Annotated in this window: 26 protein-coding genes and 1 pseudogene; 4 read left to right on the forward strand and 23 right to left on the reverse strand. The window is 54.7% G+C overall.

All coding sequences use genetic code 11. The features are described 5' to 3' along the window. The first annotated feature begins 115 nt into the window (after window positions 1–115). Both AC0L7S_RS17885 and mazG read left to right on the forward strand, forming a co-directional pair. Entirely contained in the window at window positions 116–1,300 is a 1,185-nt protein-coding gene (locus tag AC0L7S_RS17885; protein WP_473472239.1) for an amino acid aminotransferase, read from the forward strand. Between the two features lie 2 nt (window positions 1,301–1,302). Continuing rightward, entirely contained in the window at window positions 1,303–2,127 is an 825-nt protein-coding gene (gene mazG, locus AC0L7S_RS17890) for a nucleoside triphosphate pyrophosphohydrolase (RefSeq protein WP_473472240.1), read from the forward strand. A gap of 256 nt (window positions 2,128–2,383) precedes the next feature. On the opposite strand, the gene hflX is transcribed toward mazG, so the two are convergent. From hflX to AC0L7S_RS17975, 17 genes and pseudogenes are all read right to left on the reverse strand, one after another. After that, window positions 2,384–3,676, reverse strand: a complete 1,293-nt coding sequence (gene hflX, locus AC0L7S_RS17895) for a GTPase HflX (RefSeq protein WP_473474355.1) — start codon at window positions 3,674–3,676, stop codon at window positions 2,384–2,386. Window positions 3,677–3,781: 105 nt separating this feature from the next. Then, a complete protein-coding gene (gene hfq / locus AC0L7S_RS17900; RefSeq protein WP_473472241.1) occupies window positions 3,782–4,027 on the reverse strand; it encodes an RNA chaperone Hfq in 246 nt (81 codons plus the stop codon). 156 nt (window positions 4,028–4,183) lie between these two features. Continuing rightward, window positions 4,184–5,035 (reverse strand): annotated as a pseudogene (locus AC0L7S_RS17905) (D-amino-acid transaminase); the annotation flags it as partial. Between the two features lie 173 nt (window positions 5,036–5,208). Next, entirely contained in the window at window positions 5,209–6,696 is a 1,488-nt protein-coding gene (gene glpK, locus AC0L7S_RS17910; protein ID WP_473472242.1) for a glycerol kinase GlpK, read from the reverse strand. A gap of 87 nt (window positions 6,697–6,783) precedes the next feature. Next, window positions 6,784–8,508 (reverse strand): ABC transporter substrate-binding protein, encoded by a 1,725-nt coding sequence (locus AC0L7S_RS17915; protein ID WP_473472243.1) that lies wholly within the window; start codon window positions 8,506–8,508, stop codon window positions 6,784–6,786. Window positions 8,509–8,585: 77 nt separating this feature from the next. Further along, window positions 8,586–8,873 carry a DUF2160 domain-containing protein gene (locus AC0L7S_RS17920; protein WP_473474356.1) on the reverse strand — a complete coding sequence of 96 codons (288 nt, stop codon included), beginning with the start codon at window positions 8,871–8,873 and terminating at the stop codon, window positions 8,586–8,588. Between the two features lie 2 nt (window positions 8,874–8,875). Next, on the reverse strand, window positions 8,876–9,796 hold the full coding sequence (locus AC0L7S_RS17925) for a carbohydrate ABC transporter permease (RefSeq protein ID WP_473472244.1): 921 nt from the start codon (window positions 9,794–9,796) through the stop codon (window positions 8,876–8,878). A 1-nt stretch (window position 9,797) separates the two neighbouring features. After that, entirely contained in the window at window positions 9,798–10,664 is an 867-nt protein-coding gene (locus AC0L7S_RS17930; RefSeq protein WP_473472245.1) for a carbohydrate ABC transporter permease, read from the reverse strand. A 1-nt stretch (window position 10,665) separates the two neighbouring features. Next, the gene (locus AC0L7S_RS17935) at window positions 10,666–11,733 is read right to left on the reverse strand and encodes an ABC transporter ATP-binding protein (protein WP_473472246.1); all 1,068 of its coding nucleotides are present in this window, start codon (window positions 11,731–11,733) and stop codon (window positions 10,666–10,668) included. Window positions 11,734–11,743: 10 nt separating this feature from the next. Continuing rightward, on the reverse strand, window positions 11,744–12,823 hold the full coding sequence (locus tag AC0L7S_RS17940; RefSeq protein WP_473472247.1) for an ABC transporter ATP-binding protein: 1,080 nt from the start codon (window positions 12,821–12,823) through the stop codon (window positions 11,744–11,746). A gap of 23 nt (window positions 12,824–12,846) precedes the next feature. After that, complete coding sequence (gene glpD / locus AC0L7S_RS17945) at window positions 12,847–14,373, reverse strand: glycerol-3-phosphate dehydrogenase (RefSeq protein ID WP_473472248.1); 1,527 nt, start codon at window positions 14,371–14,373, stop codon at window positions 12,847–12,849. Between the two features lie 128 nt (window positions 14,374–14,501). Next, complete coding sequence (locus tag AC0L7S_RS17950) at window positions 14,502–15,269, reverse strand: DeoR/GlpR family DNA-binding transcription regulator (RefSeq protein ID WP_473472249.1); 768 nt, start codon at window positions 15,267–15,269, stop codon at window positions 14,502–14,504. Window positions 15,270–15,609: 340 nt separating this feature from the next. After that, window positions 15,610–16,341 carry a proteasome-type protease gene (locus AC0L7S_RS17955; RefSeq protein ID WP_473472250.1) on the reverse strand — a complete coding sequence of 244 codons (732 nt, stop codon included), beginning with the start codon at window positions 16,339–16,341 and terminating at the stop codon, window positions 15,610–15,612. A gap of 31 nt (window positions 16,342–16,372) precedes the next feature. Beyond that, entirely contained in the window at window positions 16,373–17,167 is a 795-nt protein-coding gene (locus AC0L7S_RS17960; protein ID WP_473474357.1) for a transglutaminase family protein, read from the reverse strand. A 7-nt stretch (window positions 17,168–17,174) separates the two neighbouring features. After that, window positions 17,175–18,116 carry an alpha-E domain-containing protein gene (locus AC0L7S_RS17965; RefSeq protein WP_473472251.1) on the reverse strand — a complete coding sequence of 314 codons (942 nt, stop codon included), beginning with the start codon at window positions 18,114–18,116 and terminating at the stop codon, window positions 17,175–17,177. Window positions 18,117–18,137: 21 nt separating this feature from the next. Beyond that, entirely contained in the window at window positions 18,138–19,550 is a 1,413-nt protein-coding gene (locus tag AC0L7S_RS17970; RefSeq protein ID WP_473472252.1) for a circularly permuted type 2 ATP-grasp protein, read from the reverse strand. 161 nt (window positions 19,551–19,711) lie between these two features. Then, window positions 19,712–19,948: an Lrp/AsnC ligand binding domain-containing protein gene (locus AC0L7S_RS17975; protein WP_473472253.1), complete on the reverse strand. Its 237-nt coding sequence runs from the start codon at window positions 19,946–19,948 to the stop codon at window positions 19,712–19,714. A 159-nt stretch (window positions 19,949–20,107) separates the two neighbouring features. On the opposite strand from AC0L7S_RS17975, the gene AC0L7S_RS17980 reads away from it, so the two are divergent. Beyond that, window positions 20,108–20,527 carry a DUF4864 domain-containing protein gene (locus AC0L7S_RS17980; protein ID WP_473472254.1) on the forward strand — a complete coding sequence of 140 codons (420 nt, stop codon included), beginning with the start codon at window positions 20,108–20,110 and terminating at the stop codon, window positions 20,525–20,527. 6 nt (window positions 20,528–20,533) lie between these two features. Here the strand turns inward: AC0L7S_RS17980 and tgt are convergent, their stop codons facing one another. The 6 genes from tgt to coaD all read right to left on the reverse strand — a co-directional run bounded on the left by tgt (window position 20,534) and on the right by coaD (window position 24,871). Continuing rightward, window positions 20,534–21,664 (reverse strand): tRNA guanosine(34) transglycosylase Tgt, encoded by a 1,131-nt coding sequence (gene tgt / locus AC0L7S_RS17985; protein ID WP_473472255.1) that lies wholly within the window; start codon window positions 21,662–21,664, stop codon window positions 20,534–20,536. Next, window positions 21,654–22,760 carry a tRNA preQ1(34) S-adenosylmethionine ribosyltransferase-isomerase QueA gene (gene queA / locus AC0L7S_RS17990; protein ID WP_473472256.1) on the reverse strand — a complete coding sequence of 369 codons (1,107 nt, stop codon included), beginning with the start codon at window positions 22,758–22,760 and terminating at the stop codon, window positions 21,654–21,656. The genes tgt and queA overlap by 11 nt, the downstream gene beginning before the upstream one ends. 1 nt (window position 22,761) lies before the next feature. After that, window positions 22,762–23,211 carry a DMT family transporter gene (locus AC0L7S_RS17995; RefSeq protein WP_473474358.1) on the reverse strand — a complete coding sequence of 150 codons (450 nt, stop codon included), beginning with the start codon at window positions 23,209–23,211 and terminating at the stop codon, window positions 22,762–22,764. Between the two features lie 11 nt (window positions 23,212–23,222). Next, window positions 23,223–23,738, reverse strand: coding sequence for a peptidylprolyl isomerase (locus AC0L7S_RS18000; RefSeq protein ID WP_473472257.1), 516 nt, complete (start codon window positions 23,736–23,738; stop codon window positions 23,223–23,225). Between the two features lie 26 nt (window positions 23,739–23,764). After that, window positions 23,765–24,292: a peptidylprolyl isomerase gene (locus tag AC0L7S_RS18005; protein ID WP_473472258.1), complete on the reverse strand. Its 528-nt coding sequence runs from the start codon at window positions 24,290–24,292 to the stop codon at window positions 23,765–23,767. A 78-nt stretch (window positions 24,293–24,370) separates the two neighbouring features. Next, on the reverse strand, window positions 24,371–24,871 hold the full coding sequence (gene coaD, locus AC0L7S_RS18010; protein WP_473472259.1) for a pantetheine-phosphate adenylyltransferase: 501 nt from the start codon (window positions 24,869–24,871) through the stop codon (window positions 24,371–24,373). A 196-nt stretch (window positions 24,872–25,067) separates the two neighbouring features. Between coaD and AC0L7S_RS18015 the strand changes: the two genes are divergently transcribed. Next, window positions 25,068–25,223: a hypothetical protein gene (locus AC0L7S_RS18015; protein WP_473472261.1), complete on the forward strand. Its 156-nt coding sequence runs from the start codon at window positions 25,068–25,070 to the stop codon at window positions 25,221–25,223. The last annotated feature ends 65 nt before the right edge of the window (window positions 25,224–25,288 follow it).

A 25,288-nucleotide genomic window follows, 5' to 3' on the forward strand; every position in this document is an offset into this window, starting at 1 on the left:
TGCCCACATGCATGCACTCATCTTTCCCTCATTTCCTGAATACGCGTCGGAAAAATGCTGGCAGTTTCGGGGTGATTTTCGTATCACTCCGGCATCCGGATAATGGAACCCAATGATGTTTGAAAAACTGCAGCCTGCGCCCACCGACAAGATACTTGCTCTCATCACACATTACCGCGCCGATCCGCGCACCGACAAGGTCGATCTGGGTGTCGGTGTCTACAAAGACGAGCATGGCGCAACGCCAGTGATGCACGCCGTTCGAAAAGCCGAAAAGCGGCTGCTCGATGAGCAGAACACCAAGACCTACCTTGGCCTTGCAGGCGACACGGCTTTCAATGCAGCCATGACCGGGCTCATCCTCGGTGAAGCTGGCGACGTATCGCGCATTCGCACGGCTCAGGCTCCTGGCGGTTCAGGGGCATTGCGCTTGGTAGCAGAATTGTTGAAACGAACGAAAGCCAACGCCACCGTTTGGGTTTCTGACCCGACATGGCCGAACCATATTCCAATGTTGCGTGCCACCGGTTTGGAGATTGCGCAATATCCCTATTTCGACCTGTCGTCAGGCACGGTACGTTTCGATGCGATGATGGCAACGCTGAAGAAAGCCGAGCGCGGCGATATCGTTCTGCTTCATGGCTGCTGTCACAATCCCACCGGTGCCAATCTCGACGCCGCGCAATGGACAGTGGTTGGTGATTTGTTAAACGAACACGCTCTCTTGCCATTCATCGATATAGCCTACCAAGGGTTCGGCGAAGGTCTCGATGCCGACGCACGGGGCCTTCGTATCCTTGCTGACAAGATGCCGGAAATGGTCGTCGCTGCCAGTTGCTCGAAGAACTTCGCAGTTTACCGGGACCGCGTTGGCGCAGCCATGGTCATGGGCAAGACCGGGGCAGAGGCCGATATCGCGATGAGCCATATGCTATCTGCGGCGAGAACCTTGTACTCGATGCCGCCAGATCACGCCGCAGCAGCGGTACGCATTGTTTTGGAAGACCCTGCCCTTCGCGCCGAATGGGAGGCGGAATTAAACGCCATGCGCCAACGCATGCTCAGGCTGCGGCGGGATTTTGCCGATGCCTTGCGTCGCCAATCCAATTCCGATCGTTTCGATTTTGTCGCGCACCATCGCGGCATGTTCTCGCGGCTTGGCCTTTCGGAAGAGCAGGTGGAGCGCCTTCGCACCGAACATGGCGTTTATATGGTTGGAGACAGCCGCATTAACGTCGCCGGATTGCCCGAGGATGGTCTGGACAAGCTGGCAAAAGCGATAGTTTCGGTTCTCGACTGACGATGAAATCTTCCGGCGACATCTCCCGTCTGATCGAAATCATGGCGGCATTGCGCGATCCGCAAACCGGTTGCCCGTGGGATGTCGAGCAGAATTTCGAGACAATCGCACCCTACACGATAGAAGAGGCGTATGAGGTTGCCGATGCTATTGCGCGCGCTGATATCGAAGATTTGCGTGAGGAGCTTGGCGACCTTTTGCTCCAGGTTGTCTATCACGCCCGCATAGCTGAAGAATCCGGCGAATTTGCCTTTGCCGATGTGGTGAAAGCGATCACCACCAAGATGATCCGCCGACATCCCCATGTCTTCGGTGACGAACAGGCCCGCAATGCCGGCATGGCAAAAGGCATGTGGGAGAAGATCAAGACAGAAGAAAAAGCCGGGAAACGTAACGCCAGACTGGCACGCGGGCTTGAACCCGAAGACAATGGCAAGGGCTTTCTCGACAGCATCCCGCTTGCCTTTCCGGCATTGACACGCGCCTTGAAGCTTCAGGAAAAATCTGCGCGCATCGGTTTCGATTGGAGCGAATCCGAACCGATACTCGACAAGATTGAAGAAGAAATCGGTGAGTTGCGTGAAGCACTCTCCAAAGGCGACACGGCTTCAATCAAAGACGAATTCGGCGATACGCTTTTTGCCTTCGTCAATCTCGGCCGCCATTTGAAAATTGATTCAGAAGCAGCCCTTGGCGGGACCAACGAGAAATTTCGCAGGCGTTTCCACTATGTGGAGCGCGCGCTCGAAAAAGCTGGCAGATCGTTAGAGTCGGCATCGCTGGATGAGATGGAAGCATTGTGGCAGGAAGCCAAGGCTTCAGATTAACAATACCGATTGCGCATTCAATTCTGCGGCCATCTCAGCCGATAATACCCCCTTCTGTCCTGCCAAGTCGGTCTAGGAGTGGCATCTCCCCCTCAAGGGGGAAGATCAGGCTTCGTTTTTTTGTCTTTCGCCAACCACCAACCTTGCGCGACAAGTGTCATCAATGGCGTTTGGCCAATCTCCCCACCTGAGGGGGAGATGTCCGGCAGGACAGAGGGGGCGAAGAAACGCAAACCACAATGAAATTGTAAAAAAATTAGGCTGAAAATGCGTTCGCGTCGCGCAGCTTCGTCCTGATTTCATCACATGCGCTTTGCGTTGCATTCAATGTGATGGTCACGCTGCCGTCTTCATTGTCGGATCGTGAGACAACATCGCCATTGCGGTAGAGCCAATCGACCAGTCCCATTTGGCTCGGTGTGAGCGTCACCGTGATGGATGAAAGTGCGCCGGACACCATTGTTTCAATCTTGGCTGCAAGTTGGTCGAGCCCTGCGCCCGTCACAGCGGAAATGGCTATCGGTGCCGAGTTGGCACGATCACCGCCTTCATATGAAAGCTGCGTACGCCCGTTTTCATCCAGCAGATCGATCTTGTTCCAGACCTCGATAACGCGCTTGTCATCCGTCGCGTCTACGCCGAGATCAGCAAGGATGTGCTCCACGTCCTCAGCTTGCGCTGCGGAGTCGGGATCGGAAATATCGCGCAGGTGGATTACGAGATCGGCTTCAACCACTTCTTCAAGGGTTGCCCGAAAAGCAGCAATCAGATGAGTCGGCAGATCGGAGATGAAACCCACCGTATCGGAAAGGATAATGGGCGTGCCATGAGGCAGACGCAGGCGGCGAAGCGTCGGGTCAAGAGTTGCAAAAAGCATATCCTCAGCCAACACCCCTGCCCCGGTCAGCTTGTTGAACAGCGTTGATTTTCCGGCATTGGTGTAGCCAACGATCGCCACCACGGGAAATGGCACCTTTTTGCGCTTGGCCCGGTGCAGTTCGCGCGTCCGACGCACGGTCTCAAGTTCGCGCTTGAGCTTGACGATCTTGTCTTGCAGCGCGCGCCGATCAGCCTCGATCTGCGTTTCACCGGGACCACCCAAAAAGCCCGAGCCGCCTCGTTGGCGTTCGAGATGGGTCCAGCTTCTTACCAATCTACCCTTCTGGTAGTTGAGATGGGCAAGTTCCACCTGCAAGGTGCCTTCCTTGGTGCGGGCACGTTCACCGAAAATTTCGAGGATCAGTCCGGTTCTATCCAGGACCTTGGCATTCATCTCTTTTTCGAGATTGCGCTGTTGAACCGGCGTCAATGGATGGTCAACGATGACGAGTTCGGCGTGATTTTCTTGCACAATCTCAACGAGTTCAGCGACTTTCCCACGCCCCAAAAGGGTCGCGGGGCGCGGATCGTTCACAGTAACGACTGCCGTATGAACAGGATCGAGGCCAATGGCTCGGGCGAGGCCGACCGCCTCTTCGCGGCGCGCATCGCCGGACCGCGTGCTGCGCTGGCGACCAGTATCGTCGAAATTCTGGGATTGCCGGGTAATGACAGGTACGACAACAACCGCACGAGTCGGTTGTTTCTCGTCGACACCGACATTGCTGCCAGAGCGTGAACCCGATTTACCTACGCCATCATTCGCGCGCGTCAATCAGTCGCCCTGGCTTTCCTCACCATCGAACATCTGAACCGGCTGGCTCGGCATGATCGTGGAAATAGCGTGTTTATAGACAAGCTGGGAATGCCCGTCGCGCCGGAGCAGGACGCAGAAATTGTCAAAGGATGTGACCACTCCGGTAAGTTTTACGCCGTTTATAAGGAAGATAGTAAGTGGATTCTTGCTCTTGCGAACCGAATTCAGGAACAGATCCTGGAGATTTTGCGAACGTTCCGCCATTATTCTTGTCTTCCGCCAGATCCCGTTCAATTTGCTTGTCAGTGCGCCGCTTGAATTCTACGCAGGCTAACCTCACAAACACCGCTGCCACAAGTTGCGACAATCAGAATGAGACATATTGATATACTTTCCACCTTTGCGGTTATCAGGCCGGACTTTTTCTGCAACGTCAAAAAAGGCTTGGCGCAAGGAAAGTGTCATTGAACCCGGGTGGCCGTTGGCGATTGTTTCGCCGTCGATGGAGACTATCGGCAATGCAATCGTCGTTGCAGAGGACATGAAAACCTCCCTAGCTGCTTTTGCTTCCGCCACCGAAAATCCTCGTTCTTCTACCTTGAAGCCGAGTTTGGCTGCCACCTCGAAAAGTGTAGTCCGGGTTATTCCACGCAAAATCCCGTGATCGGCCGGGCGCGTTACCAGCACACCTTCCCTGGTGATAATCCATGCGTTGGTCGATGCACCTTCCTTGACGATGCCGTCAGCATCCACGAACCATGCCTCGTAGGCTCCGGCTTCCTTCGCCTTTTGCTTGGCAAGAACGTTCGGCAACAATCCGACACTCTTGATATCCACCCTGTCCCAGCGGTTCTCTGGAACGGTAATCACTTTGACGCCGAGTTGCGCTTTCTTCTCAGACGCCTCGGGATTGATGCTTTTCGCCGTCACAACCAGCGATGGCTTTGTGCCGGGCGCCGGAAAAGCATGGTCGCGGCGTGCAACACCTCTGGTTATCTGGAGATAGACGAGACCATTTCGCGTGCGATTTTGGCGGATCACCTCACGCATGACGACAATGAGCGCGGAGCGACTTAGCGGCCAGGCAATTTCAAGCTCGCCCAGCGAGCGGTCCAGCCTGTCGAGATGGCGGGTCATGTCGATGATGAACCCGCGCGACACCTCACAGACCTCATAGACCCCGTCGCTGAGTTGATACCCGCGATCTTCAATATGCACACAGGCATTCTTGTGGGCAAGGTAGCGCCCATTCACGTAGGCAATTCGTGTCATGCGGGATCTTTCACGTCTGGAAATAACTTACGTGATTCCTTACTGAAATGACAGAAAATCAAGCCTGCTGACCATCGTGAGAAAGCATATTTATTGTCATTTCTAGTTTGGTGGTTTTGAAGTTCGTTACATTGTCGATATCGGCTTCCCAAACGAATTTCACAATCGGGACACTAGCTCAATGTGCGGCGCACCGCATCACGCCAACCCTTGAGCTTGGCCTTGCGCAAAGCGGGTTCCATCTCAGGCGTAAAACGATGATCGAGTGCCCAGGCCTTGGCGAACTCTTTCGCCTTTGGCCAAACGCCAGCCTTTGAACCTGCGAGCCAGGCTGCACCAAGTGCTGTCGTTTCCAGAACCGTCGGGCGATCCACCGGCGCATCGAGAATATCGGCAAGGCGTTGCATCGTCCAATCGGAAGCAACCATACCTCCGTCAACACGAAGCACGGTCTTCGCGGTGCGTCTCTTCCAGTCCTTGTGCATGGCGTCAAGCAGATCGCGCGTCTGATAGGCAACCGACTCCAGTGTGGAGCTGGCAAATTCGGCTGGTCCCGAATTGCGGGTGAGCCCAAAAATCGCACCTCGCGCATTGGCGTCCCAGTGCGGTGCGCCCAAGCCGACGAAAGCAGGCACGAGATACACAGATTGTGTGGGATCAGCCTTTTGCGCCAAACGGCCTGTTTCATCGGCCTTGGCGATAATCTTCAAGCCGTCGCGCAACCATTGCACCGCCGCACCTGCAATAAAAATGGAGCCTTCAAGCGCATAGGTGGTTTTTCCGTTCAACCGATATGCGATGGTGGTCAGCAAGCGGTTTTTCGATCGCACAAGATCGCTGCCGGTGTTGAGCAATGCGAAGCACCCCGTGCCATATGTCGACTTCAGCATTCCCGGTAGAAAACATGCTTGCCCGATCGCTGCCGCATGCTGGTCGCCTGCAACACCGAGAATTTTTATCTGCGCCCCAAACAGGTTTTTTTCCGTGATTCCAAAGTTGTCAGCGCAATCTTTTACGCTTGGCATCATCTTTGCCGGGATTTTCAGAATATCCAGAAGTTCGTCGTCCCACTGGTTATTCTCGATGTTATAGACGAGCGTGCGTGACGCATTGGTGGCATCCGTTGCGTGCACCTTGCCACCCGTCAAGCGCCAGATGAGGAACGTGTCGATGGTTCCGGCGAGCAGTTCGCCTTTCTCCGCGCGCTTTCGCGAGCCTTTTACCTTGTCCAGCATCCAGGAAATTTTTGTGCCCGAGAAATAAGGGTCGAGCAGCAGGCCGGTCTTGCGACTGAATTTTTGTTCCAACCCTTGCTTTTTCAGCTTCGCGCATAGCGGTGCGGTTCGCCGATCCTGCCAGACAATGGCGTTGTGCAGTGGCTTGCCGGTTTGCCTGTCCCATATGACAACGGTTTCACGCTGGTTGGTAATGCCGATGGCGGCAATATCGGATGCCTTGCATTTCGCCTTTTTCAACGCCGTCTTTACCGTCGAGACAACACTTGTCCAGATTTCCTCGGGATCGTGCTCGACCCAACCGGACGCCGGATAATGCTGCGTAAATTCCATCTGTCCGGTGCCGACGATTTTCATCTCGGCATCGAAAACAATGGCGCGGGTCGAAGTCGTTCCCTGGTCAATCGCCAACACGAAACCGGTCATTCCATCCTCCCAGTATAGATGAGGGAGGCGATACGACACCGCCTCCCCGCTAAGCCTACTATACGGACCAATCAGCCCGCATATAGATTACTTCTGCCAGCTTTTGACCAGTTCGTCATAATCGACGGTCATCGGCTTTTCCTTTTCGTTGGCGATCTTGAGCTGTGGTGCAAGATTGCCCTTGGAAACGGCATCCTTGTTCCAATATTCAAGATCGTGCTCTTCGGCGAGCTTCGGTCCGATATCGCCCTGAACGCCGGACTTCTCGATGCGGCCCATGACCTTTTCCTGTGCCGCACATAGTGAGTCCATCGCCGCCTGAGCTGTTTTTGCTCCCGACGATGCGTCACCGATTGCCTGCCACCAGAGTTGTGCCAACTTCGGATAATCAGGCACATTGGTGCCGGTCGGCGACCACTGGACACGCGCAGGCGAACGATAGAACTCTATCAGTCCACCAAGCTTCGGCGCACGTTCGGTGAAGCTCTTGTCGTGGATCGTGGAGTCGCGAATGAAGGTCAGGCCAACATGGCTTTTCTTCACGTCCACAGTCTTTGATGTCACGAACTGCGCATAGAGCCATGCAGCCTTGGCACGATCTTCCGGCGTTGATTTCATCAACGTCCAGGAGCCAACGTCCTGATACCCAAGCTTCATGCCGTCCTTCCAGTAGACGCCATGCGGTGAAGGTGCCATGCGCCATTTCGGCGTGCCATCCTCATTCATGACGGGCAGACCCGGCTTGACCATGTCGGCGGTGAAGGCGGTATACCAGAAAATCTGCTGGGCGATTGCACCCTGTGCAGGAACCGGCCCGCTTTCGGAAAAGGTCATGCCCTGTGCTTCTTCAGGTGCATAGGCCTTCAACCAGTCGAGATATTTCTGGATCGAGTAAACGGCTGCCGGACCATTGGTATCGCCACCGCGCGCCACGCACGAGCCGACTGGTTGGGACTTATCGTTGACCTTGATGCCCCATTCGTCGACCGGCAAGCCGTTCGGCAGACCCTTGTCGCCATTGCCGGCCATCGACAACCAGGCGTCGGTGAACCGCCAACCCAGCGACGGGTCCTTTTTGCCATAATCCATATGGCCATAGACTTTCTTGCCGTCGATTTCGCGACCGGTGAAGAACTCGGCGATGTCCTCATAGGCAGACCAATTGACCGGAACGCCCAGATCGTAACCGTATTTGGCTTTGAAATCGTCCTTGTTCTTCTGGTCGTTGAACCAGTCATAGCGGAACCAGTAGAGGTTCGCGAACTGCTGATCGGGAAGCTGGTAGAGCTTCTTGTCAGGCGCCGTGGTGAACGAGGTGCCGATAAAATCGTTCAGATCGAGCATCGGATCGGTAACGTCCTTGCCCTCGTTTGCCATCCAGTCAGTCAGGTTGCGGACCTGCTTGTAACGCCAATGCGTGCCGATCAGGTCCGAATCATTGACCCAGCCGTCATAGAGGTTTTGCCCCGTTTGCATCTGAGTCTGGATTTTTTCGACCACATCGCCTTCCTGCAGAAGGTCATGGGTGACCTTGATGCCGGTTATGGCTGTAAATGCAGGTGCCAGCACCTTCGATTCATAATCATGGGTGGTCAGTGTTTCCGACACCACCTTGATATCCATACCGGCAAATGGCTTGGCGGCATCGATGAACCATTGCATTTCCTTTTCCTGATCGGCGCGCGATAGCGTCGAAAGGTCACCTATCTCTTTGTCAAGAAAGGTTTTTGCCTCGTCCATGCCTGCATAGGCATTACCAATGCCAAGCAAGAGGGCAAGGGCCGTCGTGGATGTTAAAAGTTGCCGTCGCATAAGTGTCCTCCACAGATTAAGTTCTACGTGCGATCGGAATGGTCGCCGGCATGCGGCCATTCCAACAATTTCTCCCTCTATACGTAGCGAAACACCCCAATGGCGTAGACTACGGAGAGAGCGAGAGCCCACCACAGATTTGACCCAACAAGGCCCAACCAAGCGAGATGGATAAAGGCGCTGCCAAGCAGCGATACGAACAGGCGGTCGCCGCGCGTCGTTTCAAAACGCAGCACGCCGACACGAGGATTTCCGCCCGGAGAAACATATTCCCATGCGCTCATGCCGAGCAGAAGCAAGGCGATGACGATGAAGAAAATGGCGGTTGGCAACGTCCATGCCATCCACGACAGATCGAAATTCATGGTCATACCCTCCCCAGGGCAAAGCCCTTGGCGATGTAGTTTCGGACAAACCAGATCACCAATGCGCCCGGCACCACGGTGAGCACGCCGGCCGCGGCGAGCAGCCCCCAGTCCATGCCCGATGCAGAAACCGTACGCGTCATGATGGCGGCGATCGGCTTGGCATCGGTGGTGGTCAGCGTGCGCGCGATCAGCAGCTCGACCCAGGAGAACATGAAACAGAAGAAGCACGCGACCCCAATGCCGCTTGCAATCAACGGCATGAAAATCTTGACGAAAAAGCGCGGGAACGAATAGCCGTCAATATAGGCCGTTTCGTCGATCTCCTTGGGAACACCCGACATGAAGCCTTCGAGGATCCAGACAGCCAGGGGCACATTGAACAGGCAGTGCGCCAGCGCGACCGCGATATGGGTGTCGATCAAGCCAAATGCCGAATAGAGTTGGAAAAACGGCAATGCAAAGACCGCCGGCGGCGCCATCCGATTGGTCAAAAGCCAGAAGAAAAGGTGCTTGTCGCCGAGGAACCTATATCTCGAAAATGCATAGGCAGCGGGCAATGCGACGGAGACGGAAATCACCATGTTCATAACCACATAGGTGATCGAATTGATGTAACCTGAATACCATGACGCGTCGGTGAATATGATCCGGTAGTTACGCAATGTCGGGGCGTGAGGGTAAAGCGTCAGCGAGTTGACGATCTCCCCATTGGTCTTGAAACTCATGTTTACAAGCCAATAGATCGGCAGCATCAGCACAATGATGTAGATCGTTGGTACCAGCCACCACCACCGCGATTCTTCACCACGACGGCGCATGCGGCGGGTAATTTCATCTTGTGAAATGCTACTGCTTTGCGGCTTGGCAAAGTCAGTTCCACTTGTTGCTTCGCGCTCGGTTCTTTCGTTGGCACCCGTCATGTCAGCGCTCCGCGTCATAGTTGGTCATGACCGTATAGAACACCCATGACAGAAGCAGCACGATGAGGAAGTAGACGAGCGACATCGCAGCCGCCGGGCCGAGATCGAACTGCCCAAGCGCCACCTTGACGAGGTCAATCGAAAGGAACGTCGTGGAGTTGCCGGGACCACCGCCCGTCACCACAAATGGTTCAGTGTAAATCATGAAACTATCCATGAAACGCAGCAGCACCGCAATCAGCAGCACGCGTTGCATTTTCGGGAGTTGGATGAAGCGGAAAACCGACCAGCGCGAAGCGCCATCGATCTTGGCAGCTTGATAAAATGCATCCGGGATCGAGACGAGGCCAGCATAGCAAAGCAGCACGACGAGGCTCGTCCAATGCCAGACGTCCATGATGATAACCGTCACCCAGGCATCAAACGGGTCTTGAACGTAATTGTAGTCGATGCCGATTGCATTCAGATAATAGCCGAACAAGCCAATATCGTTGCGGCCGAATACCTGCCAGATCGTGCCAACCACGTTCCACGGGATAAGCAGCGGCAACGCCATGAGTACGAGGCAAACCGGTACGCCCCATCCTTTTTTCGGCATATTCAGAGCGATGAAAATGCCAAGCGGAACCTCAATCGCCAATATAATGAACGAGAAAATCAGGTTGCGGATCATTGCTTGCCAGAAGCGGGATGAGACGAGCAATTCCTGGAACCATTCGGTTCCGGCCCAGAAGAACTGATTGTTGCCGAATGTATCCTGAATGGAATAATTGACGACAGTCATCAAGGGGATCACGGCCGAGAACGCGACCAGAACCAACACCGGCAGCACCAGAAACCAAGCCTTGTTGTTCCATGTTTTTTCCATGTCAGGCTCCCATCTCGACGCGCCATGAATTGGCGTAAATGTTGATGCCGGCAGGATCGAACAGCACCTTGGGATCGGCAGGGATAGAGCTATCCTCGCCGATAACGGCAGCAATCTCGCGCCCCTCCAGATTTGCGCGTACAACCTTGTGACGACCTACGTCCTCGACCTTCGTTACCGTTACCGGAAACCCTTCAGACCCAAGGCTGATATATTCAGGGCGAATGCCGAGTTCCATTCCGTCGCCCGATGCTTGCGGAGCACCCGGCAGGAGAATTTCCTGCGCGCCGAGCTTGGCCTTTGACCCCTCGATGGTTACGGGCATGACATTCATGCCCGGCGAGCCGATGAAATAGCCAACGAAAGTATGGCGCGGGCGTTCAAACAACTCGGCGGGCGTCCCGATCTGCACGATCTGGCCATCGTACATGACCACGACATGATCGGCGAAACTCAGAGCTTCGGTTTGATCATGCGTGACATAGACCATCGTATAGCCGAAACGGCGATGAAGGCGCTTCAACTGCGAGCGTAAAATCCATTTCATGTGCGGGTCGATGACGGTGAGCGGTTCATCGAACAAAATGGCGTTGACATCGGAACGCACCAGCCCCCGGCCCAGCGAAATCTTCTGCTTCTGGTCAGCCGTCAATCCGCGCGCCTTGCGTCTGGCCCAATCGCTCAGATCTATCATGTCGAGCGTCTCGCGCACCTTGCGATCGACATCTGCTTCCTGGACGCCGCGATTGCGCAATGGGAAGGCCAGATTGTCGTAGACGGTCATGGTGTCGTAGATGACGGGAAACTGGAAGACCTGCGCGATGTTGCGCTCCTGCGTCGACAGATTGGTCACGTCCTTGCCGTCGAAAAGCAATTCGCCGTGCGAGGGATGAAGCAGACCTGAAATGATGTTGAGCAATGTCGTCTTGCCACAGCCGGATGGCCCTAACAGCGCATAGGCTCCGCCGTCCTTAAATGTGTGATGCACTTCCTTGAGCGCAAAATCAGCATCATCTTGCGGATCAGGCAAATAAGAGTGACGGATATGATTGACGTCGATGCGTGCCACTGCGCGCCTCCTATGCCGCTTGCTTGGGCGCAGCAACCGCACCACCGCTGGCGTCGAAAATCATGATATGTCGCGGATCGATGAAAACCTCGATCTCGGTATCCGTTTCAAACTGGCGGATACCATGTGTCAGCATCACCCAGCGTGCGTCGGCGAAATCGAGATGAATGAAGCTTTCCGAACCCGTGATCTCGGTCATGGAAACCTTTGCCTGCACGGGGACCGCACCGTCGGTCTTCTTCTCAAGTGAAAGATGGTGGGGCTGGAAGCCAATCGTATATTGTGTATCGGCAATGCCTGAAAATGCATCGGGAACCGGCAGGTCTACCGCACCGTCGAGCAGAAAATTCCGACCTTTCTTGGCAAGGCTTATGGTGTTGAGAGGTGGATCGGAAAATGTCCTGGCCGTCACCAGATCGACGGGCTTGCGAAACACCTCGATGGTTGACCCGAATTGCGTCACCCTGCCTTGCGAAAGCGTCGCCGTATTTCCGCCAAGCAGCAATGCTTCATGCGGCTCGGTGGTTGCATAGACGAAGATCGTACCTGCCTCGGCAAAAATCTTCGGCAGTTCCTCACGCATTTCTTCGCGCAATTTGTAGTCGAGATTTGCCAGCGGCTCATCGAGCAGAACCAGGCCAGCATTTTTCACAATCGCTCTCGCCAACGCGGTGCGCTGCTGTTGGCCGCCGGAGAGATTGAGCGGTGTCCTGTCCAGGAACGGGGTCAGTTTGAGAAGCTCTGCGGCCTGACGAACCTCGCTGTCAATCTTCGCCTTATCCACACCCGCGACACGCAACGGCGATGCAATGTTCTCATAGACCGTCATTGCCGGATAGTTGATGAACTGCTGGTAGACCATGGCGATATTGCGCTTTTGCACCGGCATGCCGGTTACATCCTTGCCATCAAACCAGACCGAACCGCTGGTCGGGACATCCAACCCGGCCATCAGCCTCATCAGGCTGGTCTTGCCGGAAAGGGTTGGGCCCAACAGCACGTTCAATGATCCATGCTCAAGCGCAAGCGACACATTGGTTATATGCTTGTCGCCACCTACGACTTTCGAAACATTTCTGAGTTCCAGCATTTGAACTCTCACTCCAACTTCATCTATTCAGCCGCAGCGATATGGCGGCTTGTCAATCCTCGTAAAAACTCGTCAAGCGCGGTTGACTGCTCGTTGCTAAAGCGAAGCCCACGCTTTGTTCTTCGCCACAATATGTCTTCTGCGGTCATCGCCCACTCATTATCGACAAGGTAGCGCACTTCCGCCTCATAGAGATCGGCACCGAAACACTGGCCGAGATCGGCATTAGACCTGGCCTCGCCAAGCAAAACGCGCGCGCGCGTGCCATATAGTCTTACCAGACGGCGCGCATGACCTGCTTCGAGAAACGGGTATTGCGTCTTCAGCCGGGCAACTTCATCGTCGAACCCCTGGGCGGGGAAATCGCCGCCGGGAAGCGGGGCATCGGCCGTCCAGCGTTTGCCACGCTTGCCGAGAAAGCCCTCGATCTTTTCGAGCATGGTTTCGGCAAGCCGGCGATATGTGGTGATCTTGCCGCCAAAAACATTGAGAAGCGGCACATCTTTTTCACCACCATCGACTTTGAGAACGTAGTCGCGCGTTGCTTCCTGTGCCTTCGAGGCCCCATCATCGTAAAGCGGACGAACCGCCGAATAGGTCCACACAATGTCGGCGCGCTTGACAGGTTCAGCGAAATATTCACTGGCGGCATCACACAGATAGTCGATTTCCGCATCGCTGATTTTCACATCATGCGGATCGCTCGTATAGTCCTTGTCGGTCGTGCCAATCAGCGTGAATTCCTCTTCATAAGGAATTGCAAAAATAATGCGGCCATCCTTGTTCTGGAAAAAATAGGCACGCGGATCGTCGAATTTTCTCGGCACCACGATATGACTGCCCTGAACAAGGCGAACATTGTGAACATCATTGCGGCCCACCGCCTCCGCGAGGAAGTGATCGACCCACGGGCCAGCCGCATTTACGAGCAGCTTTGCTCTAACTTCTTCGCGTTTATTGGAGCGGCAATCTTCCAGTTCCACCACCCATATGCCGTCATCCCGGCGGGCACCGACAACCTTCGTTCGCGTGCGGATGGTTGCGCCTCGGTCGGCGGCGTCGCGCGCATTCAACGCAACCAGCCTGGCATCGTTGACCCAGCCATCCGAATATTCGAATGCCTTGGAAAACAACGGGCGCAAAGGCTTGCCCGCCGCATCCGTGTGCATATCGAGCGTGCGGGTCGGCGGCAGCAATTTGCGCCCGCCGATATAGTCGTAAAGAAACAATCCGAGGCGCAGCATCCAGGCAGGACGCAGCCCCTTTGTATAGGGCAGGACAAACCGCATCGGCCAGATAATATGCGGCGCATTGCGCCATAGCACTTCACGCTCCATCAACGCTTCGCGTACCAGGCGGAACTCGTAGAATTCCAGATAGCGCAACCCACCGTGAATGAGCTTGGTCGATCCTGATGATGTGCCACTGGCCAGATCGTTCATCTCGGCAAGCAATACCGAGTAGCCGCGCCCCGCAGCGTCACGCGCTATACCGCAGCCATTGATGCCGCCGCCAATGACAACGATGTCATGGATCGCAGATGTGTCCAAGAAATCCTCCCAAGGCATCACACACGCCACCCCGTCGGCACATATGAAACCATAAGAGGATTATTTCGAAAATGAAATGAATGTCAAACGAAATTCTAAAATCGATTGAAATTTCCTATTGCAGGACATCACAAGTCCTTGGTTTCAATCAACTGAACGTCGTTTTCCCCACATATCTCACGTATGGAGCCGATCTCGCATCGATCGGTGATCAGCGTGTGGACTTGAGAAAGATGGCCGATGCGCACCGGTGCGGTACGTTCGAATTTGGTGCGGTCGGAGACAAGGATTACATGCCTGGCATTGGCGATGATTGCCTGCGCGACTTTCACTTCGCGAAAATCGAAATCAAGTAATGCTCCATCGTGGTCAATCGCCGAGACGCCGATCACCGCATAATCGACCTTGAACTGCTTGATGAAATCGACCGCAGCCTCCCCCACAACACCGCCATCGGAACCACGAACGACGCCACCAGCGATGACAACTTCAATTGAAGGATAAACGCGCATCCTGTTGGCAACATTGATGTTATTCGTAATCACCATCAGCCCCGAATGATCGAGGAGTGCGTTGCTGACACACTCGGTCGTGGTCCCAATATTGATGAACAGGGACGCGCTATCGGGAATAAGACGGGCAGCAGCGCGCCCGATCGCTTCTTTCTCTTCGGCGGCGATCTTGCGCCGCGCTTCATATTCCATATTCTCTATACCGGAGGGAAAGAGTGCCCCGCCATGAACGCGGCTCAACAGCCGCTGATCGCATAGGTCGTTGAGATCCTTGCGGATTGTCTGTGGTGTTACCGAAAAATGCGCTGCCAGATCATCGACCAGCACCTTTCCCTTATCCTTGGCCAACTGGATAATCTCGATATGGCGCGGTGGCAGGTACATGGAATGGCCTCTTGTTTTCGTTTCTTCTTGCTTTAACCTAAAACGAAAGCCATGACCAGTGACAAGCCGGCTAAAGGAAACCTGTCATTCGCACGGATAAACCGACCGGCAATTCGGTTTGAATATTTCAGGCGTGGCACTGGGTGGTTTCGATGACCATTTTGGGCGATTCAGCTTCAAATTGAATTGCCCGGCCGCCCCAATGCGTATCAACCAAAAGTGCGCAACGTTTTATTGCGCGATGGTATGAATTAAAACAACGACTTAAAGCGTGCTGCCTCAATATCTTCAGACAAGACCCGCCTGAATTGTCGTACGCAATCTATTTGGGATCGTCGGGTTATTTGGGATAGTCGGGAAGTTTCTGGAATGCCTCTTTCAGTGCATTTGACCAGCCATCCGAAATTTCGCGATAATACGCATCGTCCTGTCCGATGCGCTTCTTCAAGGCTACCTTGAAGGCGTCATTTTCATAGTAGAGAAGATCGAGCGGCAAACCGACGGAAAGGTTGGACTTTAGCGTCGAGTCGAAAGAAACAAGCATAAGCTTCACACATTCAGCGAAGGTCATCGTTTTCTCATAGGCCCTTACCAGAATTGGCTTGCCATATTTGGTCTCGCCTATCTGGAAAAATGGCGTGTCATCGCTGGCCTCGATGAAATTTCCTTCTGGATAGATCATGAACAGGCGTGGCGCGTTGCCTTTGATTTGGCCGCCGAGAATGAACGATGCATTGAAGTGCGCCTCAGCTTTTTGACCTTCGATAGAAGAACTGGCGATAACCTCCTTGACGGTGTCTCCAACCACGCGGGCCGTTTGGTACATCGAAGGGGTTTCAAGCACCGTGGAATGACGGTCCTCAATCGCCTTGCTTCGTTCGTCGAGCAAGCTCACGACGGCTTGGGTGGTCGCAAGATTGCCGGCAGACATCAAAACGATGACGCGCTCGCCCGGCTGTTCCCACACATGCATCTTCGGGAACGTGGAAATCGAATCCATCCCTGCATTGGTGCGGGTGTCCGACATGAACACCAACCCGTGGTCAACCCTCAATCCAACGCAATAGGTCATGGAATCTCTTCTAGCGCACCTTGTCGGCGGATTACTGCTCTACCATGAGAGAGACTGCAAGCCGTTCCTGCGCTTGTCCAAACCGGATTCCCGATACTGGCGTTGCTTCGCGATAGTCGCGTCCAATGGCGATCCGCACATAGCGCTCATCCGGTGAGATGCCATTGGAGGCATCGAAAGCCACCCATCCAAGACCAGGCACATGCGCTTCTGCCCACGCATGGCTTGCTACCTGATCGACGACGTCATTCATCATCAGATATCCGCTCACATAGCGGGCCGGAAAACCCATGGTTCGCGCCGCGGCTACGAAAATATGGCTGTGATCCTGACAAACGCCGGTGCCCAACGCGAGCGCATCCTCGGCAAGCGTCTGGGCCGACGTTGAACCGGTCGTATAAACCACCTGCGAAGCAATTGTTTTCATTAGCGCATGCAGGCGTTCAACATCGGCTCCCGCTTCAATGGACGCAGCCAATGCGCGTATCCTGGCTCCAGGGGCTGTTAATGGCGTTTCGCTGCAAAACAACCAGAGTGGCGCAAACCCGTAATGAAGTCCGTAGACACCGGCTGTATCCTTGGTTTCCACCATGCCGGTCGCTTCCACCACAATCAGGCGTGGATCACCTTCAATGCTGATCAGGCGCGTTTCATTGGAAAACTGATCGAGAAATTGTACTTCCTCATGTGCGCCTTCAATATTCAGCCCCCAAGAGACCACCGTTTGTGTCGGCCCGCTTGCCGGGTTCAACCGCAATCGTTGCAGTCCGTACTGAACCGGTGCGTCATAGTGGTATTCGGTTCGATGGGTAATTTTCAGCCGCATGCCAGCCTCAGTTGAACCGGTAGTCTTGCGCAATCTGCGCGCCGACCTTCGTGTTAGCCTGAATGAAGTCGCTCAGAAATTCATGCAATCCGATATCGAATATTTCCTTGACCGAGCCAACCTTGAGCATGGTTCGTATTCGCTCCGTTGTTTCATGGCACGGATGGCGCTCGCCATAGTCGTCGTCGATGAATTGAAGATGTTCAGTGACGAAGCGGTAGCAAAACGCCAGAGACCGAGGCATGCGAACATTGAGAATAAGAAAATCGGCGATATTGGTGGGCTTGTAGGTCGCCTCATAGTTCCAGCGATAGGAGCGATGCGCTGAAACCGAGCGCAAGATCGATTCCCATTGGGTGCTGTCGAGCGACGACCCAATCCATGAGACGGAGGGCAAAAGTACGTAATATTTTACGTCAAGAATGCGCGCCGTGTTGTCGGCACGTTCCAGATAGGTGCCAAGTTGTGAAAAGTTGAATTTCTCATTGCGAAGCATCGTCCCGTAAAACGCGCCGCGAATAAGCGCCGTTTCCCGCTTGATCGCATCGAGTACTGCGGGAAGATCACGTTCGTCGATCGGCTTGGCCAGCATTCTTTTCAGCGACATCCATGCTTCGTTGATGCTTTCCCATGTTTCGCGGGTCAATGCGGTTCGCACCATGCGTGCATTGGTGCGTGCGGTGGCGATCGACGACATCACGCTTGATGGATTGGAAGTATCGCGCAGCAGAAAATCCGCGACATTGGCGGCGCTATACTCATCGTATTTTTGTGAGAAAGAGTGATCTGCCCCGGCACTCATCACCACCGATGTCCATTCTTCGGAAGCGTCATGGGCGCGCGTCAGTGCCATGCGCAGACCCGCGTCCAGCAAGCGCGCCATGTTTTCAGCCCGCTCGATATAACGGTTCATCCAGTAAAGCCCATTGGCGTTGCGCCCCAGAAGCATCAGCTGTCTCTCCTGCCGCGATCAGTCATCGAGCACCCAAGTGTCCTTGGTGCCACCACCTTGAGATGAATTGACGACCAGAGATCCCTGTTTCAACGCAACTCGCGTCAAACCTCCGGGAACAAGCTGTATGCGGTCGGAAACCAGAACATAGGGGCGCAGGTCAACATGGCGTGGCGCCAGGCCCTTCCTAGTCAGAATGGGGCATGTCGAAAGCGCCAGAGTTGGTTGCGCAATATAGTTGGAGGGCTTTGCAGCCAGTTTTTTCGAAAAAACCTCACACTCCTTCTTCGACGCTGCCGGGCCAACCAGCATGCCATATCCGCCAGAGCCATGAACTTCCTTGACCACCAGTTCGTTGAGATGCTCAAGCACATATTTCAGGCTATCGGGTTCCGAACAACGCCATGTCGGGATGTTGCCCAATATGGCCTTGCGGCCGGTATAAAACTCAACGATCTCCGGCATGTAAGAATAGATCGCCTTGTCGTCGGCAATGCCGGTGCCGGGCGCATTGGCAATGGTAATATTGCCGGCACGATAAACATCCATGATGCCGGGAACGCCAAGGGTGGAGTTCGGATTGAACGTCAGTGGATCGAGATAGTCATCGTCAACACGGCGATAGAGCACGTCAATCTGTTTGTAGCCTTGCGTTGTGCGCATGGCGACATGACCGTCGACGACGCGCAAATCCTGGCCTTCCACCAGTTCCACCCCCATCTGATCAGCAAGGAACGCGTGCTCGTAAAAGGCGGAATTGTAGCTGCCCGGCGTCAGCACGGCGACCGTCGGGTTGCTTCTGACCGCCTCAGGACTGACCGCTGCCAGCGATTGACGCAGCAATTGCGGATAGTTTTCTACCGGCCGAACCTTGATCTTCTGAAACAGTTCGGGAAAAAGCTGCATCATCGTTTCACGATTTTCCAGCATGTATGACACGCCCGATGGCGTGCGCGCATTGTCTTCAAGAACATAGAATTCGTTCTCGCTGATGCGCACGATGTCGACACCGATGATGTGCGTATAGACACCGGCAGGCGGGCGAACACCTATCATCTCGGGAAGGAAAGCCTCGTTTCGCGCAATAAGCTCTTTTGGAATCCGCCCGGCACGAAGAATTTCCTGGCGGTGGTAAATATCGTCCAGAAACGCATTCAGCGCCTGCACACGCTGTTCGATACCTTGAGCGAGCCGGCGCCATTCCTGGCCTGAGATAATGCGCGGAACAATGTCGAACGGGATCAATCGTTCGGCAGCTTCCTGTTCGCCATATACCGCGAATGTTATTCCGGTTTTGCGAAAGACGCGCTCGGCATCCTGCATTTTTTGAGAAAGTCTTGCCGGATTTTGCTGCTTCAACCAACTATCGTAGGTTGAATAAGGATGTCTTAGTCCGGACGTTTCCGGAAGCATTTCATCGAACGCTGTCAATCGCGTACTCCCATGACCCTTATTAGAGATGGTCCAGAGGGAGAAAAGCAAGGGCAATCGGAAATTTTATCGAACGCGCGCGTCGTTCCGCGTGAATTGCCCGAAATTGAGGCATCACCAACGGTCTATTGTGCGAAGCCAGCCTGCCTTGGAGGCGATCATCAAAACGCGCGGAAGGTCACCATTGTGAACGTGTCCTTGATTCCGGGGATGATCTGAACCTTCTGATTGACGAAATGGCCAATGTCATCCTTGTCCTCGACATAGAACTTGGCCAGCAAGTCGTATTGTCCGGCAGTCGAGTAGATTTCCGAAGCGATCTCCGCGTCGGCCAATTGGCTGGCGACGTCATAGGCTTTGCCGAGTTCACATTTGATCTGTACGAAAAACGCTTTCATCGCCCTATCCTGCTTGCAGAGAAGTGTGGTCCTTGTCGCAGACTGCCAGACAGCTTTCAAGCGTGGCAGACAAGGTGTTTTTCTCCATGATGAAACCTGCGCCTGCTTTTGTTCGTATGTATAGTGTCACCACTTGGCACCAAGTTCGGAGGAGCTAGCATGCGTCGCGCTCAATTTGCCCTGTCAGCCATCCTTTTTCTGTTTGCATCGGCGGCATTTGCCGGTGAAACCGAGGTCAAGGCAGCACAAGGGGTCATCGACAGCCAGCTAAAGGCATTCATCGCCAATGACGGTTCGCTGGCCTATAGTTTTGCTGCACCCAACATCAAGCGGCTGTTTCCCACCCCGGAAATATTCATGAGCATGGTTGGCAAGGCTTACGCGCCAGTTCGCAAACCGCAAACCTATGCGTTCGGCAAATCACAGGAAACCAGTTCCACCTCGATCATTCAGCAGGTATTGATCGTTGGGCCGGATGGTAAAGATTATGAGGCGGTCTACACACTTGAATTGCAACCGGATGGCAGCTTTCAGATCACCGGATGCAGCTTGCGCGCATCGACCGCGCTGAGTGCGTGATCCCGTTCAAAGTGCGGCTATGTCACCTGACGCCCACGCCTGCGAGATCTCCGCCGCACGCTTGTCAAATTCGCTGCATTCGATGGCATCGCGAATATCTTGCATAAGCGTTTGATAATAAGACAGATTGTTCCACGTCAGAAGCATCGCGCCCAGAGATTCCTGGGAGCGCACCAGATGGTGAAGATAGGCCCTGCTATAATCGCGCGCCGCCGGGCAATTGCTTTCTTCATCCAGCGGACGATGATCCTCGGCATGGCGCGCATTGCGTAGATTGACCTTGCCGCGCCTGGTGTAGGCCAGCCCATGGCGTCCTGCCCTTGTCGGCATGACGCAGTCGAACATATCAATGCCGCGCGCGACCGATTTCATGATGTCGTCCGGCGTTCCGACCCCCATCAGGTAGCGCGGCTTGTCTACCGGCAGTTCAGGGCATGTAATCTCCAGCATTTCGAGCATGACGGCCTGTGGTTCACCCACTGCCAGCCCGCCGACGGCATATCCCTTCAAATCCATCGCCTTCAGCGCCTGCGCCGAGCGCACACGCAACTCAGCGTTATCGCCACCTTGCACGATGCCGAACATGGCCTTGCCGCTTTGCTCGCCAAAAGCGGTCTTGCAGCGCTGCGCCCAACGCAACGACATTTCCATTGCCCGCTCGATTTCGTCGGGCGTTGCGGGTAGCGCCGTGCATTCATCAAGCTGCATCTGAATGTCGGAATCGAGCAGGCCCTGTATTTCTATCGACCGTTCCGGCGACATCTCGTACGTCACGCCATCTATATGCGAGCGGAAGGTAACGCCCTTTTCCGTCAGTTTTCTGAGTTTTGATAGCGACATGACCTGAAATCCACCACTGTCGGTGAGGATCGGATGGGGCCATCTGGCAAATTCGTGCAGCCCGCCAAGCCGTGCGACGCGTTCGGCCCCCGGCCTCAACATCAGGTGATAGGTGTTGCCGAGGATGATATCCGCCCCCAGTTCACGCACCTGATCCATATACATCGCCTTGACCGTACCACCCGTCCCCACGGGCATGAATGCAGGCGTGCGTATGGTGCCGCGTGGCATGGAAACTTCGCCGCGCCGTGCGTTGCCGTCTGTTGCGATCAACCGAAATGTAAAGTCAGACGTCATTTCTCTTCCCGATAAGAAGACTGGTCTGCTCCCGAAAAAGAAGACTGGCATCACCATAGGAATAGAACCGGTATTCATCCTCGACGGCATGCTGATAGGCATCGTGCATCGTTTTCATTCCGGAAAATGCCGAAACCAGCATGAACAGGGTTGAGCGCGGCAAATGGAAATTGGTCATCAGCACGTCCACCGCCCTGAACCGATAGCCCGGCGTAATGAAAATCTCGGTCGGGCCGGACCATTCCTCTATCGTTCCATCCTCGCAAGCTGCACTTTCCAGCAAACGCAACGATGTCGTTCCTACCGCAACGACACGGCTACCTCGTGCATGGGCCGCATTGAGGGTTTCGGCGACACGGCGCGGCACTACGCCGGTTTCGGCGTGCATCTTGTGATCGGCGGTGTCTTCCGCCTTTACGGGCAGGAAGGTGCCGGCACCGACATGAAGCGTGACAAAACACCGTTCAATACCTTTTGCGTCCAGCGCGGCAAACAGTTCAGGCGTGAAATGAAGCCCGGCCGTGGGTGCGGCAACCGCCCCTTCTTCATTGGCATAAATGGTCTGGTAGTCGCGGCGGTCGCGCTCGTCATCATCGCGTTTCGAGGCAATATAGGGCGGCAGCGGAATATGGCCGACAGCGTTCAATGCTTCGTCGAGAAAGGGGCCTGAAACATCGAAACCAAGAAGGACTTCGCCGCCATCGCGCTTTTCGATCACCGTCGCGTCAAGCTGACCCAAAAAACAGGAATTTCCGTCGTGACCGAAATGAACCCTGTCGCCCGCAGCGACCCGTTTTCCCGGACGCACAAAAGCCAGCCATTGATCGGGCGCTGTGCGCATGTGCAGCGTAGCTTCGACTTGAGCTGCGGCTTCACCGCGCCGGCGCACGCCCTTCAGTTGAGCCGGGATGACCTTGGTGTCGTTGAATACCAGAACGTCACCGGCATCGAGCAGCGATGGTAAATCGACTACCGCAAGGTCTTGCAATTCTTCATTTGGTTTTACGACAAGCAGGCGGGCGCTGTCGCGCGGCTCAACCGGGCGAAGTGCAATGTGTTGTTCCGGCAGTTCAAAGTCGAACAAATCGACGCGCATATTAAAAAATCCGGATCAACATTGCCCCGGCGAGCAACAACACCGCACCGGCGATACGTCCAAACGAAATCTCGCGGACGGCCAATCCCAAAAAACCGATCCGGTCGACCAGCATTCCAGTGAACAATTGCCCGGCAACAACAAAAGCCATGGTCGCTGCCGCACCCAGACGAGGCGTCAAAATTATAATGGCTGTTACAAAAGCCGCGCCAAGGCAACCGCCTGCTATGAACAACCATAAGGGCGGGACGCGCCAACTAATGGCGACGCCCTGCGCTTGCGAGATAAAGAGCGATATCACGGCGAGTGCCACGGCCCCGGCAAAGAACGACGAGGCTGCGGCAGCCACCGGCATTCCGAGTCCACGGCTCAAGGCTGCATTCACCGGTGCCTGGATAGCCACAAAAGAACCGGCTGCCACACCAAGGGCAGCCCAGAGCACGCTCCAGATCATTTTGCCTCTCAGGCGGCCACGTCGGCTGCAACTTTCATCGACACGATCTTGTCGGGGTCCTGAACCGGCTCACCGCGCTTGATATTGTCAACATTGTCCATGCCCTCGATGACCTGCCCCCAAACAGTGTACTGACGGTTCAGGAATGCGGCATCGCCGAAGCAAATGAAGAACTGCGAGTTTGCAGAGTTCGGATTCTGAGCCCGCGCCATCGAGCAGGTCCCGCGTCCGTGGTTGGCGTTGGAAAATTCCGCTTTCAAATCCGGCTTGTCGGAACCGCCCATGCCGGCGCGGCTGGGGGCAAAATCCTCTCCACCCGATTTGCCGAATTTCACATCGCCGGTCTGCGCCATGAAACCGTCAATGACGCGGTGAAACACGACGCCGTCATAAGCACCTTCGCGTGCCAGTTCCTTGATGCGACCAACATGACCGGGTGCCAGATCGGGTAAGAGTTCGATCGTGATCGTACCCTTGGTTGTTTCCAGGATGAGCGCGTTTTCGCGGTCCTTGATTTCTGCCATGTCGATATGTCCTTTCAAATCCTGATTTACTTGCTGTCAGCCGCGATACGAACCTTGATCATACGATCGGGGTCGCTGACTGATCCATTTTGGGCCTGATCGCCCTTCTTGATGTTGTCCACCAGATCCATGCCACTCTCGACCTCACCGACAATCGTGTAGTTCTTGTCCAGGTTGGGTGCGGGCGCGAACATGATGAAAAATTGTGAGTTGGCAGAATTCGGGTCCGAGGAACGGGCCATGCCAAGCACACCGCGCACAAAATGTTCGTCGGAAAATTCCGCCGGCAGGTCCGGCAGTTCAGAACCACCGGTGCCGACAGCGTCGGCATTATATCCGTCATTCATATCCCCAAATTGTACATCGCCGGTTTGTGCCATGAAGCCGTCTATCACCCTGTGGAAGGCAACATTGTCGTAAGCGCCCTCTCGTACAAGTTTTTTGATCTGTTCGACATGTTTGGGAGCAAGGTCGGGGCGAAGGGCTATGGTCACATCACCATTCTTGAGCGTGATGATCATGGTATTTTCTGGCTCCGCAGCACGCGCAACCATAGGACCGATTACCAGACCGGCCAGAACGACAAAAAAGAAGCGAGCCTGATGAGCCGCATGTTATTGATCTCCAGATCTCTATTTCGAGAATTTCCCGGCCAGCGCATTGGCAACGACCAGCGGCACGAAGGGGCGAATATCACCGCCCATCGACGCAATCTGGCGTACAAGTGTGGCGGTAATCGTTCGCACCGATGGGCTCGCAGGCAGGAAAACAGTCTGCAAATCGGGAGCCATTGTCTCGTTCATGCCAGCCATCTGCATCTCGTAATCGAGATCGGTGCCGTCGCGCAGACCACGGATCATGATCGAAGCGCTTTGCTTTCTCGCCGCATCGATAACCAATCCGTCAAATGCCACAACCTTTATTCGTTTGCCGTCCATGCCAAGTTCAACGCGCGTCGCCTCCTCGATCAGTGTCACCCGTTCCTCGAAAGAAAAAAGCGATTGCTTTCCAGGATGAATGCCAACGGCGGCATAAACCGTATCGGCAACCATTAACGAGGCTTTCAACACGTCAAGGTGCCCGTTGGTCAACGGGTCGAATGAGCCGGCATAGATGGCGATACGTTCGTTCATGGCAGGAGTGCTTCTAGCGATACGGTCGCACAAAGGCAAATCTGTTTACCAGCATCTCGTGAACCTTTTGGCTTTGATGAACAGCACATGAACACGCCCCTCAGCAACAGTTCAACACGCACTCACCAAAGTGTGAGCAATGTCACAGTGAAACCAATCCCGAACTTGTACGTTCTTAATAACAGGAGATACGCACATGATCATCTATATGCTCGCCGCCGCAATGACCGTAGCCATGCTGATAGCAACGGCATTCGGCCTCCATCAGGAATCGCAACGCGTTCGCACCAAAACAGCCGCAAAACGCGTTGACGCCTTTGCTATACGCCGGATTGGCCATCGTCGTTACTGACCAATTTCGTCGGGATATCGCCGTTCATCGGGGCATTCCCGGCAAGCTGCATCGCTTGCAGGTAT

The sequence above is a fragment of the Mesorhizobium sp. G2-6-1 genome, assembly GCF_055809095.1.